20 protein-coding genes are annotated in these 13,472 nt (G+C 56.0%); 19 read left to right on the forward strand and 1 reads right to left on the reverse strand.

What is annotated here, in order from left to right; genetic code table 11:
* The first annotated feature begins 84 nt into the window (after window positions 1-84).
* From G340_RS0100320 to G340_RS16210, 19 genes are all read left to right on the forward strand, one after another.
* Window positions 85-1,098 (forward strand): hypothetical protein, encoded by a 1,014-nt coding sequence (locus G340_RS0100320; protein WP_020071664.1) that lies wholly within the window; start codon window positions 85-87, stop codon window positions 1,096-1,098.
* Window positions 1,028-1,525 carry a stage III sporulation protein AB gene (locus G340_RS0100325; RefSeq protein WP_326522277.1) on the forward strand — a complete coding sequence of 166 codons (498 nt, stop codon included), beginning with the start codon at window positions 1,028-1,030 and terminating at the stop codon, window positions 1,523-1,525. Before G340_RS0100320 ends, G340_RS0100325 begins: the two co-directional genes overlap by 71 nt.
* Before the next feature lie 16 nt (window positions 1,526-1,541).
* Window positions 1,542-1,736 carry a stage III sporulation protein AC gene (gene spoIIIAC, locus G340_RS0100330; protein ID WP_020071666.1) on the forward strand — a complete coding sequence of 65 codons (195 nt, stop codon included), beginning with the start codon at window positions 1,542-1,544 and terminating at the stop codon, window positions 1,734-1,736.
* A gap of 5 nt (window positions 1,737-1,741) precedes the next feature.
* A complete protein-coding gene (locus G340_RS0100335) occupies window positions 1,742-2,131 on the forward strand; it encodes a SpoIIIAC/SpoIIIAD family protein (RefSeq protein ID WP_009063615.1) in 390 nt (129 codons plus the stop codon).
* Window positions 2,132-2,134: 3 nt separating this feature from the next.
* Window positions 2,135-3,271 carry a stage III sporulation protein AE gene (locus G340_RS0100340; RefSeq protein ID WP_020071667.1) on the forward strand — a complete coding sequence of 379 codons (1,137 nt, stop codon included), beginning with the start codon at window positions 2,135-2,137 and terminating at the stop codon, window positions 3,269-3,271.
* Window positions 3,268-3,753, forward strand: a complete 486-nt coding sequence (locus G340_RS0100345; protein ID WP_020071668.1) for a stage III sporulation protein AF — start codon at window positions 3,268-3,270, stop codon at window positions 3,751-3,753. Before G340_RS0100340 ends, G340_RS0100345 begins: the two co-directional genes overlap by 4 nt.
* A complete protein-coding gene (locus tag G340_RS0100350) occupies window positions 3,740-4,339 on the forward strand; it encodes a hypothetical protein (RefSeq protein ID WP_020071669.1) in 600 nt (199 codons plus the stop codon). Before G340_RS0100345 ends, G340_RS0100350 begins: the two co-directional genes overlap by 14 nt.
* A 24-nt stretch (window positions 4,340-4,363) precedes the next feature.
* Window positions 4,364-4,948, forward strand: coding sequence for a SpoIIIAH-like family protein (locus G340_RS0100355; RefSeq protein ID WP_020071670.1), 585 nt, complete (start codon window positions 4,364-4,366; stop codon window positions 4,946-4,948).
* 442 nt (window positions 4,949-5,390) lie between these two features.
* On the forward strand, window positions 5,391-5,819 hold the full coding sequence (gene nusB, locus G340_RS0100360) for a transcription antitermination factor NusB (protein ID WP_020071671.1): 429 nt from the start codon (window positions 5,391-5,393) through the stop codon (window positions 5,817-5,819).
* On the forward strand, window positions 5,806-6,744 hold the full coding sequence (locus G340_RS0100365) for a Kae1-like domain-containing protein (RefSeq protein WP_020071672.1): 939 nt from the start codon (window positions 5,806-5,808) through the stop codon (window positions 6,742-6,744). Before nusB ends, G340_RS0100365 begins: the two co-directional genes overlap by 14 nt.
* Window positions 6,741-7,904: an exodeoxyribonuclease VII large subunit gene (xseA, locus tag G340_RS0100370; RefSeq protein WP_020071673.1), complete on the forward strand. Its 1,164-nt coding sequence runs from the start codon at window positions 6,741-6,743 to the stop codon at window positions 7,902-7,904. The genes G340_RS0100365 and xseA overlap by 4 nt, the downstream gene beginning before the upstream one ends.
* Window positions 7,901-8,107 (forward strand): exodeoxyribonuclease VII small subunit, encoded by a 207-nt coding sequence (gene xseB / locus G340_RS0100375; RefSeq protein WP_020071674.1) that lies wholly within the window; start codon window positions 7,901-7,903, stop codon window positions 8,105-8,107. The genes xseA and xseB overlap by 4 nt, the downstream gene beginning before the upstream one ends.
* Window positions 8,104-8,991: a polyprenyl synthetase family protein gene (locus G340_RS0100380; RefSeq protein WP_020071675.1), complete on the forward strand. Its 888-nt coding sequence runs from the start codon at window positions 8,104-8,106 to the stop codon at window positions 8,989-8,991. The genes xseB and G340_RS0100380 overlap by 4 nt, the downstream gene beginning before the upstream one ends.
* A 353-nt stretch (window positions 8,992-9,344) precedes the next feature.
* A complete protein-coding gene (rplU, locus tag G340_RS0100385) occupies window positions 9,345-9,653 on the forward strand; it encodes a 50S ribosomal protein L21 (protein ID WP_020071676.1) in 309 nt (102 codons plus the stop codon).
* A 2-nt stretch (window positions 9,654-9,655) separates the two neighbouring features.
* Window positions 9,656-9,976 carry a ribosomal-processing cysteine protease Prp gene (locus G340_RS0100390; protein ID WP_027103790.1) on the forward strand — a complete coding sequence of 107 codons (321 nt, stop codon included), beginning with the start codon at window positions 9,656-9,658 and terminating at the stop codon, window positions 9,974-9,976.
* Between the two features lie 4 nt (window positions 9,977-9,980).
* Complete coding sequence (rpmA, locus tag G340_RS0100395) at window positions 9,981-10,265, forward strand: 50S ribosomal protein L27 (RefSeq protein ID WP_009063459.1); 285 nt, start codon at window positions 9,981-9,983, stop codon at window positions 10,263-10,265.
* Between the two features lie 283 nt (window positions 10,266-10,548).
* Window positions 10,549-11,820 carry a GTPase ObgE gene (gene obgE, locus G340_RS0100405; RefSeq protein WP_020071679.1) on the forward strand — a complete coding sequence of 424 codons (1,272 nt, stop codon included), beginning with the start codon at window positions 10,549-10,551 and terminating at the stop codon, window positions 11,818-11,820.
* 12 nt (window positions 11,821-11,832) lie between these two features.
* Window positions 11,833-12,225: a Mini-ribonuclease 3 gene (locus tag G340_RS0100410; protein ID WP_020071680.1), complete on the forward strand. Its 393-nt coding sequence runs from the start codon at window positions 11,833-11,835 to the stop codon at window positions 12,223-12,225.
* Between the two features lie 11 nt (window positions 12,226-12,236).
* Entirely contained in the window at window positions 12,237-13,175 is a 939-nt protein-coding gene (locus tag G340_RS16210) for a YitT family protein (RefSeq protein WP_020071681.1), read from the forward strand.
* 87 nt (window positions 13,176-13,262) lie between these two features.
* Here G340_RS16210 and G340_RS16215 read toward each other — a convergent pair whose 3' ends face one another.
* Entirely contained in the window at window positions 13,263-13,466 is a 204-nt protein-coding gene (locus G340_RS16215) for a hypothetical protein (protein ID WP_033402129.1), read from the reverse strand.
* Window positions 13,467-13,472: the final 6 nt, after the last annotated feature.

The raw sequence follows: 13,472 nt of genomic DNA on the forward strand, positions 1-13,472 counted from the left end.
AAACAATCTCAGCTACTCAGGAAATTTCTGTTCTAATCTAAAAGCTTTGTCCATATTTATGGTAGCAAGGGGAGGACAAGTAACATGAATCAGAATCATATCAATTCGTTTACTACGGCGATACAGCCGGTCTGCCAGCGGCTCAGGCCCGTACTCATGGAGCTGCCGGAGCATATTCAGGAATCCGTGCAGGAGATCCGCATGCGGGTGAATCTGCCGCTTTCTATTTTTAACGGGGTACAAAGCTTTTTTGTAACGGGGAACGGAATCAGCCGCAAGCCGGAGGAGGGGATTCCCGTATTCCGGGAGGATATGGAGGAGACGTTCCGCAGCCTTTGCAGCCACTCTGTGTATACGCATCAGAACGAAATCCGGAACGGCTTTCTCACCATCCGGGGAGGGCATAGGGTGGGAATCTGCGGCACAGCCGTTCTGGATCAGGGTCAGGTTGCGGGGCTGCGGGACATTTCTTCCTTTAATATCCGTGTCGCAAGGCAAATCTCCGGCGCGGCGGATGAGCTTCTGTCCCTCATTGGGGAGGAGATCGTGCAGGGCGTTCTTCTGGCGGGGGCGCCCTCCACGGGAAAAACAACGATTCTTCGCGATCTGGCGCGCCAGCTGGCGGGGGGAGGAACGCTGCCTCCCCGAAAAATCACAGTGGTCGACGAACGCGGCGAGCTGGCAGGCGTTTATCGGGGCGACGCCCAGAACGACCTTGGCTGCTGCTGCGATATTCTGGACGGCTACCCCAAAAGCCAGGGAATTCTGCAGGCCATCCGCTCCCTTTCGCCCGAGGTGATCCTCTGCGACGAGCTGGGGAGCGAGCGTGAAACCGCCGCTGTGGAAGAGGTGGTCAATGCGGGCGTTTCGCTGATCGTCAGTGTGCACGCGGCCTCTGCGGGGGATCTTCTTCGCCGCCGCCAGATACGCCGGCTGATGGAAACCGGGGCGTTTCGTACCGTGGTTCTGCTGGACTGCGCGGCCCGGCCCGGGAAAATCAAAGGAATTTACAAGGTGGGTGAGCTTCTTGGTCAAATTAATCGGGATCCTGTCGGTCATGGCGGCCTGCATTCTGGCGGGCTATATGGAATCGCGTAAGCTGGGCGGCAGGGTGAGGGAGCTGGAAGCTTTCTACTCCTTTCTGTGTCTCGCCAGAGAAGAAATCCGCTATTCCGGCATGCCGGTGGAGCGGATCATTGAAAAGCACGGAAAAAACCAGCGGTTTCTGGCTCTGTGCGCCGAGTACTGCCGAAAGGGAGAGAGCTTTCCGCGGGCGTGGGAGCACGGCATGGACGACGGCCTGCTGACGACCGGAATGAACCGCCAGGATCTAACATACATACGGGACTTCGGGCTGGGATTCGGCGCAAGCGATACAGAGGGCCAGCTTGCGCACTGCCAGCTGTATCTGGGCTTCATCAGCAGTGCTCTGACCCACGCGAGAGAAGAAAGAGACAAAAAAGCAAAGCTGTATTTTATGCTGGGGCTGTTCGGCGGAATCGCGGCGGCACTCCTGCTGAGTTAAAACGGAGGAAGCAAAAATGAATGTGGATTTGATTTTTAAAATCGCGGCGATCGGCATAATTGTGGCTGTGCTCAACCAGCTGCTGATTCGCTCGGGGCGCGAGGAGCAGGCAATGATGACGACCCTCGCAGGACTGATCGTCGTATTGATGATGGTGATCGAGCAGATTGATATTCTGTTTAAAACGATCAAATCCATCTTTGGGTTATAGCAGCCATGAATGTGATTGGAATTGCCGGACTGGCCCTTGTTTCCGCCGTGATTGCCGTGATGCTGCGTCGGTACAATCAGGAATACGCGGTGGTCGTCAGCATCACGGCAGGCGTCATAATTTTGGTTCAGATTTTAGCGAATATCGTCCCGGCGATCCGCCAGATCAACAGTTTGCTCACCGCCGCGCAGATGCCGACGGAATACGGCATCATCCTGTTCAAGACGCTGGGCATCTGTTTTCTGGCTCAGTTCGCGGCGGATTCCTGCCGGGACGCGGGGGAGAGCGCGCTGGCCTCAAAGGTGGAGCTGGCCGGAAAGATTTCTATTGTCATACTGGCGCTTCCACTGTTTGAAAAAATTGCTTCTACGGCGCTCGCGCTGATAGGAGGGTAGACTGTGAAAAAAATCATTTGCATGGTTCTTTTGCTTTTTCTGCTTGCGGTTCCGGTGCAAGCGCAGTCCGTTTCGCAGGAGGAGCTGTACCGCCAGCAGTACGAAGACAGCGGTGCGGCCGACCTGCCCGACGAACTGCCGGAAGAGACGCGGGAATGGATGGACAGCCTGGGGATCTCCTCGCCGGACTGGCAGAGCATCCTGAATCTGACGCCGGAGAAGATCTTCGGGCAGATCGGGTCGACGGCACTCCAGCAGAGCGCGGCCCCTGTGCGGGCGCTGCTGTCAGTGCTGGCGGTCATTCTGCTCTGCGCTCTGATGAACGGGATGAAGCTGAGCTTCGGCGACCGCCCCTTGAGCGGCGTGATCGGTATGGTCGGCACTCTGTGCATCTGCACGGTGGTCATTCAGCCGATCGTTACGTGCATTGAAAACGTGGCGTTTGTCATCAAGGGAGCCGCCGGGTTCCTGCTGGCCAGCATCCCGATCCTCACCGGGATCATGATTGCGGGCGGGCAGACGGTTTCCGCCGGGTCGTACAACCTGTTGATGCTCGGCACGGGCAACGTGATTTCAGTGATCGCCTCCACGGTGCTGGTGCCTCTGCTGAATATTTTTCTGGCGTTTTCGGTGGTATCCGCCGTATCCCCCGCAATGAATCTCGGCGGTCTGTGTGATTTGTTCAGCAAAACCGTAAAATGGATTCTCACCTTCTGTATGACGGTCTTTTCAGGTCTGCTCACGATGCAGACGGTGGTATCTTCGGCAGCGGACGGCGCGGGCGCCAAAACCGTTCGTTTTATGGTGAGCGCCTTCGTGCCGGTGGTGGGCAGCGCGCTCAGCGACGCGATCGGCAGCGTGCAGAGCAGCGTAAAGCTGCTCAAATCGGGCGTGGGAGCGTTCGGACTTCTGGCCACAGGGGCCATTTTTCTGCCCGCGGCGCTCGAATGCCTCATCTGGCTTTTGACCCTGACCGCCTGTGCGGCGGCGGGAGACATTTTTGAGCTGAAAGAAATCACCACTTTGCTGCGGTCTTCCATGAAGGTGATACAGATTCTTCTCTCAATCATTCTGTGCTGCCTTGTTATTTTGATGATTTCTACGGTACTGATGATGGCGATGGGGGGTGCGGTGACATGAGTGGTGTACGGGAATGGGCCTCCGTTATTGTTCTGGCGGCGCTGGCCGCGGGGATTTTGCAGTATTTGATGCCCACCGGCAGCATGGAAAGGGTGACACGGCTCGTGATCGGGGCGTTTATCATTTGCAGCATTCTTTTGCCGGTGGGGCGGCTGGTCCGGCAGCTCGACGTGCAGGCCTTCGCGCAGGGGGAGGGCGCCGCGGCGCCGAACCGGCAATATCAGGACACGGTAAACCGGCAGACGGCAGAGGCGGCACAGGACGCCGTTCGCACCGTGGTCATCGCAACGCTTTCCGAGAAGGGAATTCAGTGCAAAAATGTTGCGCTGAATATGGATACAAACGAGGACGGCCGCATATCAATTACTAAAGTGTTTGTCAGCCTTGACCAGAAGGAATCGGGAAAGCTACAGGAAACAAAAAAGCTGCTGGAGCAGGAATTGGGATTAACAACGGAGGTGACGGCCGATGGCGGCTCGTGAAAAAGAAGACAGAAAAGAGAGCGTATCCTGGATTCAAAGGCTCGCGGAAAACGACACTTGGCGTAAGGTGATTCTGATTCTGGGATTTGCCGGGATCGCCCTGATCTTTTTGTCGGGGCTCTTTCAAAATCGCGACGCCAGGGCAGCCAACGCCCAGGCGGAGAAGGAGCCCGCCAAAACCACTGCGCAGGAATACACGCAGCAGGTAGAAAAAAGCCTGACCGAGCTGATCGGCAATATCAACGGCGCAGGCTCTGTGAAGGTGTTGGTCACTCTGGAGCGAAACACGCAGTATGTGTACGCCACAGAGGAAAAGAAAACGACGCAGAGCACGCAGGATCAGGCGGCGAACGCTACCGTGAAAAATCAGGAGAATGACAGCCGCGAGACCAAGTATATTCTGGTCAAGGGTGCCGACGGCTCGCAGCAGGCACTGGCTGTAACAGAGGTCGAGCCGATCGTGAAGGGGGTAGTCGTTGTATGTGAGGGCGGAAATCAGCCGGCGGTGCAGAAAGATATTATAGATGCGGTGACCACTGCGCTCAATCTTTCTTCTGCGCGGGTGTGCGTGATAAAAGCAAAATAAACAAGAAACAGGAGGAATTGTCTTATGGGTATTGGTAAACGTCAGCTGGTGCTTGCGTCCCTGGTGGTCGCACTGGGAGCGGCTGTGTACTTAAATTGGGTGTTCCAGGGGGGGGAACCCCTGATTGCAACGGATACATTGACCTCCGGCGCGGAGCTTGGGGCGGCCCAGCTTGTGAACGGTAAGGGCAGCAGCACCCCCCAAACGTCTTCTTCTGCACCGTCCGCTTCCTCAAAGGCGGTGGAGACAGCCGCCAAGGTGGATGAATACTTTACAGAGGCAAAGCTCTCCCGTCAAAAGGCAAGGGATGCTTCGGTAGAAATGCTGCAAAAGGTTTTGCAGGACGCCTCCGCCAATGACACGGTGAAGAAGGAATCCCTCGAAAAGGCTGCCGAGATCGCTCAGAATATCGTTCAGGAGAGCAATATTGAAAGCCTGATCAAAGCCAAGGGCTTCTCTGACTGCGTGGTGTTCCTGCAAAATTCGGAATGCAGCGTCGTCGTGCGATCCGACGGTCTTCTGCCCAATGAGGCGATTGCCATCAAAGACATCATCGGCGGCCAGTCCGGCGTTGCCTATGACAAGATTAAAATCGTAGAGGCAAAATGAGAAAGCACCGCGCCGAATCGAAAAGGATTCGGCTTTTGGTGTGTGTTGAGAAGGGTTTGTGCAGCGGCAGAGTCTGGTTTTGCCGCCGCAGACAAACAAAATTGCCCGGAATCCATGTTTTCCCGCAAAAACAGTTGCACTGCCTTAAAATCATGGTATAATACTCATGAAGAGTGGTGCGGTTCATTTTCATGAAGTACCGCGGCGGGAGGAGCCTCTAGGTTTTTTCTGCCGTACCTGCGGAAGCTTGACAATGGAATGAAAAACGGATTTGATAACCCTCCACATATCTGTCTGGAGGGTTATTTTTTTGAGAGGATGACTCAAAGAATCCTGTTTGAGTCTTTCTCTGTCAGGGCGCGGGAAAAATACGCCTTTCTCTCTCATACGGGAATCATATTTTAGAAAAGGCGCAGAAAGAAAATCGTTTGGAGGACAAACTATGAGCAAAGGCAAAATGACACGGCGGGAAGAAAGAGAGCAGGCGTTTATTCTGGTATTCCAGCAGCTGATCAACCGGAATACCATTGAGGAGATCATCGACGCGGCGGAGGAATCGGCGGAGGTTCGCATCGCGGAGTTTGCGGAGCGGCTTGCCAGCGGCGTGGAGGAAAACAGCGCCGTGGTGGACGATAAAATCGAAAAGAATATCCGCGGCTGGTCGATGACGCGTCTTTCCAAGGTTTCGTTCGCCTTGCTGCGGGTGGCGATCTACGAAATGCTGTATGTGGACAGCATCCCCGTCAGCGTTTCGATCAACGAGGCGGTCGATCTGGCGAAAAAATACGGCGGAGCGGACGACGCGCCGTTTATCAACGGCGTTCTCGGCTCTGTGGCCAAGGAATTGGAACCGGCAAATGAAGAACGGTAACTATCTCGGAATCGATACGAGCAATTACACCACCTCCGCCGCACTCTACCGGGAGGATGAAAGCGTTGCGCACTCCAAACGGCTTTTGCCGGTGAAGGAAGGCCAGCTCGGCCTGCGCCAGAGCGACGCGGTGTTTCATCATGTGCAGCAGCTGCCGCAAATCCTTGAGCCTTTGCTCCGGCAGCATCCTGTTCTTCGGGCCATCGGCGCTTCGAGCCGTCCCCGTTCGGCGGAGGGCTCCTATATGCCCTGCTTTACCGTGGGGCTCGGCACTGCGAAAATACTGGCGGATACGCTCGGCATTGCGCTGCACCTCTGCTCGCATCAGGAAAATCATATTGCGGCGGCCCTCTATTCCGCCGGTCGGCTGGAGCTGCTGAGGCAGACCTTTCTTGCGTTTCATGTTTCGGGCGGTACGACGGAGGCGGTATTGGTAGAGCCGGACAAAGAGCATCTGATCAGAACCCGGCTCGTCGCTTCTTCTCTGGATTTGAAAGGCGGACAAGCCGTTGACCGTGTCGGGGTCATGCTGGGCCTTTCGTTCCCGGCGGGGCCGGAGCTGGAGCGTCTGGCGCTGCAAAGCGACGCGAAGTTCAAAATCCGCTCCGCTATGCGCGGGTGCGACTGCTCGTTGTCCGGAATTGAAAATCAGTGCCGCGCCATGCTCGATAAGGGCGCACCCAAAGAAGAGATCGCGCGTTTTTGCCTGCTCTCTCTTCTCGCGGCGCTCGACGCCATGTGCGGCGCGCTGCTGAAAGAATACGGGGATCTTCCCGTTTTGTTTGCGGGCGGGGTGATGTCCAACAGCATTATCCGGCAGGCGCTGACGCAGCGATACGGTGCGGCGTTCGCAACTCCCGCGTTTTCTGCGGATAACGCGGCGGGCGCGGCGATTCTGGCAGCCATCAAGGAGGAGGTAACATGAATACTCCTGTTGTTCTTACGGTTTCTCAGCTCAACCGGTACATCAAATCTCTGCTGGACGGCGACCGGATGCTGCCCTCCGTCTTTTTGACCGGTGAGATTTCCAATTTTACCAATCACTATAAATCGGGCCACATGTACTTTTCGCTTAAGGACAGCCAGTGCGTGGTGCGCGCCGTCATGTTTGCCGCGCAGGCCCGGCGGCTGCGCTTTCTGCCGCAGGACGGCATGAAGGTGATCGTGCGCGGGCGCGTGACGGTTTATGAGCAGAGCGGGCAGTACCAGGTGTATGTGGACGACATGCAGCCGGACGGCCTGGGGGCGCTGAATCTTGCCTATGAGCAGCTCAAAGCCCGCCTTGCGGCGGAAGGGCTGTTCGACGCTTCCCGCAAAAAGCCGCTGCCCGCTTACCCCAAAGCCGTCGGAGTCGTCACCTCTCCCACCGGCGCCGCCGTGCAGGACATCAAGCAGATTTTGGGGCGGCGCTTCCCGCTGGCGGAGGTGATTCTATGCCCAGTGCTGGTGCAGGGCGCGGGTGCGGCGGAGCAGATCGCCGGGGCGGTGGAGCGTTTTAACCGCCTCAATTGTGCCGATGTTCTGATCGTCGGGCGCGGTGGGGGTTCGATTGAGGATTTATGGGCGTTCAACGAAGAAATCGTAGCGCGTGCCGTGGCGAATTCCAGAATTCCCGTGATCTCCGCTGTGGGGCACGAAACGGATTTCACCATCTGCGATTTTGCGGCGGATCTGCGCGCGCCGACCCCGTCCGCTGCGGCAGAGCTGGCCGTTCCGGATATCCGCGAGCTGACGGCCTATGTTTCCGGCTCGGTGCAGCGGATGAAGAAATCCCTGGGGATCGAGATGCACCGCATGCAGATCGACCGGCTGGTCGACCGCATGAGCGGGAAGATGAAGCGCGATCTGGAAGCCGGGCGCATGCGTCTGGCAGAGCGTTCGGCTTCGCTGCAGGCGTTCAGCCCGCTGCGGGTTCTGGCGCGCGGGTATTGTGTTGCGCTGGATGCCGAAGGGAGAACCGTCCGCTCGGCTGCACAGGTGAGACAGGGGGATTCGCTGAACCTAGTTGTGCGCGACGGACGGTTGGTCTGTACCGTAAACGAGGCGCGGGAAGAACAAATTGGGCAGGAGGGAGATACTCCATGAAAAAAAATATGACCTTTGAAGCGGCGATGACGGAGCTTTCGCAGATCGTGGACCGGATGGAGAGCGGAGAGGCCACCTTGGACGAATCCTTAAAGCTGTTTGAATCGGGGACGAAGCTGGCTTCGTTCTGCTATGAGAAATTACAGAACGCGGAGCAGAAAATCAGGGAGATTTCTGAGCTGGAAGAAAGGCGAGAGGAATGAGCATGAAGCGTCAGGAGCAGTATGTGGAAATGCTGGAGGAGGCTTTGTCCCGCTATTTGCCGGGCGGCGATGAATTGCAGCAGGAGCTGTTCTCTTCTATGGAATACAGCCTGCTTTCCGGCGGAAAGCGGATTCGCCCGATTCTGACGCTGGAATTCTGCCGCCTGTGTGGCGGCAGTCTCACGGCGGCACTGCCGTTTGCCTGCGCCGTCGAAATGATTCACACCTATTCGCTGATTCACGACGACCTGCCCTGTATGGATGACGACGAGCTGCGGCGCGGGCGTCCCACCAATCACCGGGTATATGGCGAGGCTACCGCGCTTTTGGCGGGCGACGCCCTTCTGACGCTGGCGTTTGAAACAATGCTCTCTCCGCAGACCATCCGCACGGCGGGCGCGGTGAAAACAGCCACGGCTGCCGGTGTTCTGGCCCGTGCGGCCGGTGCGGTCGGAATGGTGGGCGGGCAGATCATCGACCTTGCCTCGGAGGGGAAGAAGATTCCGCTTTCCACGCTGCGTGTGATGGACGAGCGCAAAACCGGCGCGCTGATTCTGGCGGCGGCGGAAATGGGCTGTGTTCTTGGCGGGGCGGGCAATGAGCAGGTTCGTGCCGCGCGTGAATACGCGAAGGCCTTGGGGCTGGCGTTTCAGATCGTGGACGACATCCTCGATGTGACCGGCGACAGCGCGCTCCTGGGCAAAAACGTCGGCGTCGACGACCTGAACGACAAAAGCACCTATGTTTCCCTTATGGGGCTGGAGGGCGCGAAAAGGGCCGTGCGCGAGCTGACCGGCGAGGCTGTGGCTGCCCTTGCCAAATTTGACGGCGATACCGCCTATCTGGCTGATCTGGCCCGTGAGCTGGCGGTGCGAAAGAACTGACGCGGATGTGATATCCTCACGGCGTAAGCGGAGCTTTCAGCGCCTGAGAAAGCGTTTCAACAGGATGGGACAGAGCGGGAAACAGCCATCCATGAGTCAACTGAAGGTTGCGTCCGGTTTGTTCTGTTATAACAACAAAATACAGTCACTGTGCTTTCTGGTTTCCCCTGCCTGCGGTGGGGCAGAGAATGCCCGTTTTTTATTTTCGGTAATTGCAGACGAACGAGGACAGCCAGTCTTGACAAAATTGACAGGGTATGATACTATTGTTAGGCCGCATATTACGGGCTTTTGAAGTGATCGTTTGATCCGCCTGGGATAGCGAGATTGAAAAAAGGCAGGACACTCTATTTATGTATGCAGTAATTGAGACCGGCGGCAAGCAGTACAAGGTACAGTATGGCGATGTCATCTATATCGAGAAGCTTGCGGCGGAGCAGGACGCCACCGTTGAATTTAAAGTTGTTGCTCTTGGCGGCGAAGAAGGCCTGAAAGTGGGAGCTCCCTTTGTAGAGGGCGCAAGCGTAACCGGCAAGGTTCTGAAAAACGGCAAGCAGAAGAAAATCACCGTTTTCACCTATAAGCCGAAGAAGAGCTCTAAGCGCAAGATGGGCCATCGTCAGCCTTACTCAAAGGTACAGATCGAAGCCATTAACGCTTAATGATGATTCAGGTTTTATTTTTGCAGCAGCCGGACGGCGAGCTTTTGGGATTTCATATGACCGGACATTCCGGATTGGCGCAAGAGGGTTCCGACATTCTTTGCGCGGCGGTTTCCTCTGCGGCGTATCTGGTGGCAAATGCGATTACAGATGTGGTTCAGGTCAAGGCGGAGCTTTCTGTTGCGCAGGGCGATATGTCCCTTCAAATTCCTGAAAGAGCGGTATTTTTGTGCAGAACCCTGCTGCAAGGACTCAGGCTCCATTTGACGGGCCTGCAGGAGCAATATCCAGACAATATCAGGATCAATTTTACGGAGGTGTAAAGCTATGTTAAAGATAAATATTCAGCTTTTCGCGCATAAGAAGGGCGGCGGTTCCACAAAGAACGGCCGTGATTCCGAATCCAAGCGCCTGGGTGCGAAGCGTGCGGACGGTCAGTTCGTTCTGGCCGGAAATATTCTGGTGAAGCAGCGCGGTACTCACATTCATCCCGGCAACAATGTGGGCAGAGGTTCCGACGATTCTCTCTTTGCTCTGATTGACGGCACTGTGAAGTTCGAGCGTCTTGGCCGCGACCGCAAAAAGGTCAGCGTATACGCTGTAGAGCAGTAATTCACTTACCAGCTGGAACCGAAATCCCGGGATTTTCCCGGGATTTTTTGATATGATCGGGTCGATACTAAGCGGGAGCAGTCCTGCTGTTCCTCAACTGTCGATTCACACAAAAGCAGCCGGATGAAAGGGCGCCGATTTCTTTCCCCCGCCGCGGGCGGGGGAAAGAAATCGATCGTTTTTTGAAAGCGGCATTCCAATCTCCTTTGTTTTGACGGGGAGAAACCAAAAAAATTTTATATCGTTTTAAAACAGGGGAATAGTATAAGGAGCCGGAAAGCATATGTTTGTAGATATCGCGAAAATTAAAGTGAAGGCCGGCGACGGCGGCAACGGCGCCGTCAGCTTTCACCGGGAAAAATATGTTGCGGCCGGCGGGCCGGACGGCGGCGATGGCGGCCGCGGCGGAAATGTGGTGTTTCAGGTGGACAAAAACCTTTCCACCCTGGCGGATTTCCGCTATAAACGCAAGTACATTGCCGAAAACGGGCAGAACGGCGCGGGGAAACGATGCTCCGGCAAGGGGGCGCCCGATCTGGTGATCCGTGTGCCGCAGGGAACTCTGGTGCGCGATCTGGAAAGCGGCCGCCTGCTTGCGGATTTGTCTACCGATGAACCGCAGATCATTGCGCGCGGCGGAAACGGCGGATGGGGAAATGCTCATTTTGCCACCCCCACGCGGCAAACTCCCCGCTTTGCAAAGCCGGGCCAGCCCGGCGAAGCGTTCGACGTGCAGCTTGAGCTGAAGCTTTTGGCGGATGTCGGTCTGGTCGGGTTCCCCAATGTGGGCAAATCGACGCTCGTTTCCGTCGTGAGTGAGGCAAAGCCGAACATTGCGAATTACCACTTTACGACCATCACGCCGGTTTTGGGCGTTGTGTTTCTGGGGGAGGGACAATCCTTTGTTATGGCGGACATTCCCGGCCTGATTGAAGGGGCCGGGGAGGGCGCCGGACTGGGCCACCAGTTTCTGCGTCATGTGGAGCGCTGCCGTCTGCTGGTGCATATTGTAGATGTTGCAGGCAGCGAAGGGCGCGACCCCAAAGCGGATTTTGAGATTATTAACCGCGAGCTGAAAAAGTTTAACGGGGAGCTTTCCCAGCGCCCGATGCTCGTGGCGGGGAACAAGTGCGACCTTGCTTCCGAGGAGCAGATCGAGGAGTTCCGCCAGTTTGTGCAGGAGCAGGGCTACGAGTTCTTCCCGATTATGGCGGCCATCCGCTACGGGGTGGACCCGCTGCTCAAACGGATTCAGGAGAAGCTCTCGCAGCTTCCGCCGGTGATCCGCTTCGAGCCCGACCCGGTGCCGCTGCCCGAAATCACCCCCGAGCAGGCGGAGAAATTCACGGTTGCCAATCAGGACGGCGTCTTTGTGGTGGAAGGAGAATGGCTGCTTCAGCTGCTGCGCTCCGTCAACTTCGACGATTACGAGTCCCTGCAATATTTCCAGCGTGTTCTGATCAGCTCCGGTGTGATCGACGCCTTGCGTCAGGCAGGGGCCGAAGAGGGCGACACCGTCAGCATGTATGATCTGGAATTCGATTTTGTGGAATAGGGGGCGTAATTTTTGGAACGCTTTTTAGAGAAGGACTGCGATCCACGCCAGCTCAGCCCCCTGACTCTGGCCTTTGTCGGCGACGGCGTATTCGAGCTGTTTGTGCGCGAGCGCTTGGTCTGCCAGGCAAACTGCCCGGTGAATACGCTGCATAAAAATTCTGTGGCCCAGGTGTGCTGCAGTGCGCAGGCGCAGGCGGCGCAAAAGCTGAGCACTTTGTTTACCGAGGAGGAGGAGGCCGTTTTTCGCCGGGGACGAAACGCAAAAGTATCTCATGTCCCGAAAAACTCCAGCCCGGCCGATTACCATGCGGCCACCGCGCTGGAAACCTTATTTGGATATTTATATTTGAAAGGGGAACTGGCGCGCCTGCGTCAATTTTTTGCCTTAATCTGCGAGGAATGAGGTGCTTTCGTATGGGAGCTTTGAAAAAGCGCAATCAGATTGTTTTTATGGATGTTCTGTATTTTCTGATCGGCAGCGTGCTGTTTTCGGTTTCGGTCAACTGCTTTACCGCACCGAATCACATCGCGCCCGGCGGAATTACCGGTCTTGCGACGGTTCTCAATTACCTCATTGGTACGCCGATCGGAACCATGCTGTTTGTCATTAACGTTCCGGTGTTCCTGTGGGCCATCTGGGAGCTGGGCTACCGCCTGGTGGGGAAGACCATTCTGGCTACCCTGATGTGTTCCGTTACCATTGACGCGCTTGCTTCTTACCTTCCTGTGTATGAGGGGGACCATATGCTCGCCGCAATTTTTGGCGGCGTGCTGGAGGGAATCGGGCTCTCTCTGGTTCTGCTGCGGGGCGCGACGACCGGCGGCACAGACCTGGTCGCCCGTTTGCTGGAGCTAAGGTTCCGCGGCCTTTCGATCGGCCAGCTGATGATGGGCGTGGACGCGATGGTGATCCTGCTCTCCGGGTTTGTGTACCGCAGTCTGGAAAGCGCTCTCTACGCGTTTATCGCCGTTTTTGTATCCACCCGGCTGATCGATACGATCCTGTACGGCGCGGATTCCGGTACCGGCAAAATGCTCTTTATCATTTCTGAAAAGAATGATCAAATCGCGGCGAAAATCCTCACGGAAATGGATCGCGGCGTTACGGCCCTGAAATCGAGGGGCGTATACAGCAACCGCGACGGAGAGGTGCTGCTGTGTGCCGTGCGGCGCTATGAGGTCAGCAAGATGACGGATGTGATCCGCTCAACGGATCACAGGGCCTTTATCATTATCGGCGAAGCGGGGCAGATCACTGGGCAGGGCTTCCGTGAGATCAGAAAGGAAGATAAAACTCTGAAAGACTTTCTGGACAAAAACAAGAAGCCGGAGGAGCCGCCGGAGGAACCATAAGTACATCCAAAAGAAGGCCGGAAAATGAAAAGAGCAGACGGTTTTGCCATTCGGCAAAACCGTCTGCTCTCAAATGTGACCTGTTGTTTAGCGGTAGTTGTTGTTGTTCTCTACATTGTTGTAGGAGGAAGAATCCTTCTTCTGCTGAGTGGAATTGTTGGTCTTATTGTTGCTCTGGGTAGAGTTGCTGTTCTGAGTAGAGTTGTTGGTTCTATTGCTGCTGCTCTGGTTTTTGCAGTTGCTGGTAGAATTCTGGGTTTTGTTTGTGCTCTTCTCATAATTCTTATCCAAGTATTT

The sequence above is a fragment of the Faecalispora sporosphaeroides DSM 1294 genome, assembly GCA_000383295.1.
In the GTDB taxonomy this organism is placed as follows: Bacteria; Bacillota; Clostridia; order Oscillospirales; family Acutalibacteraceae; genus Faecalispora; species Faecalispora sporosphaeroides.

Excerpts from the sequence above, each read along its gene's own strand:
- G340_RS0100390 (WP_027103790.1), top strand. The coding sequence starts at position 9,656 with ATGATTCAGGTTTTATTTTTGCAGCAGCCGGACGGCGAGCTTTTGGGA.
- obgE (WP_020071679.1), top strand. The coding sequence starts at position 10,549 with ATGTTTGTAGATATCGCGAAAATTAAAGTGAAGGCCGGCGACGGCGGC.
- rpmA (WP_009063459.1), top strand. The coding sequence starts at position 9,981 with ATGTTAAAGATAAATATTCAGCTTTTCGCGCATAAGAAGGGCGGCGGT.
- G340_RS0100345 (WP_020071668.1), top strand. The coding sequence starts at position 3,268 with ATGAGTGGTGTACGGGAATGGGCCTCCGTTATTGTTCTGGCGGCGCTG.
- G340_RS0100355 (WP_020071670.1), top strand. The coding sequence starts at position 4,364 with ATGGGTATTGGTAAACGTCAGCTGGTGCTTGCGTCCCTGGTGGTCGCA.
- rplU (WP_020071676.1), top strand. The coding sequence starts at position 9,345 with ATGTATGCAGTAATTGAGACCGGCGGCAAGCAGTACAAGGTACAGTAT.
- xseA (WP_020071673.1), top strand. The coding sequence starts at position 6,741 with ATGAATACTCCTGTTGTTCTTACGGTTTCTCAGCTCAACCGGTACATC.
- G340_RS16210 (WP_020071681.1), top strand. The coding sequence starts at position 12,237 with ATGGGAGCTTTGAAAAAGCGCAATCAGATTGTTTTTATGGATGTTCTG.
- G340_RS0100350 (WP_020071669.1), top strand. The coding sequence starts at position 3,740 with ATGGCGGCTCGTGAAAAAGAAGACAGAAAAGAGAGCGTATCCTGGATT.
- G340_RS0100320 (WP_020071664.1), top strand. The coding sequence starts at position 85 with ATGAATCAGAATCATATCAATTCGTTTACTACGGCGATACAGCCGGTC.
- nusB (WP_020071671.1), top strand. The coding sequence starts at position 5,391 with ATGAGCAAAGGCAAAATGACACGGCGGGAAGAAAGAGAGCAGGCGTTT.
- spoIIIAC (WP_020071666.1), top strand. The coding sequence starts at position 1,542 with ATGAATGTGGATTTGATTTTTAAAATCGCGGCGATCGGCATAATTGTG.
- G340_RS0100380 (WP_020071675.1), top strand. The coding sequence starts at position 8,104 with ATGAGCATGAAGCGTCAGGAGCAGTATGTGGAAATGCTGGAGGAGGCT.
- G340_RS0100335 (WP_009063615.1), top strand. The coding sequence starts at position 1,742 with ATGAATGTGATTGGAATTGCCGGACTGGCCCTTGTTTCCGCCGTGATT.
- xseB (WP_020071674.1), top strand. The coding sequence starts at position 7,901 with ATGAAAAAAAATATGACCTTTGAAGCGGCGATGACGGAGCTTTCGCAG.
- G340_RS0100365 (WP_020071672.1), top strand. The coding sequence starts at position 5,806 with ATGAAGAACGGTAACTATCTCGGAATCGATACGAGCAATTACACCACC.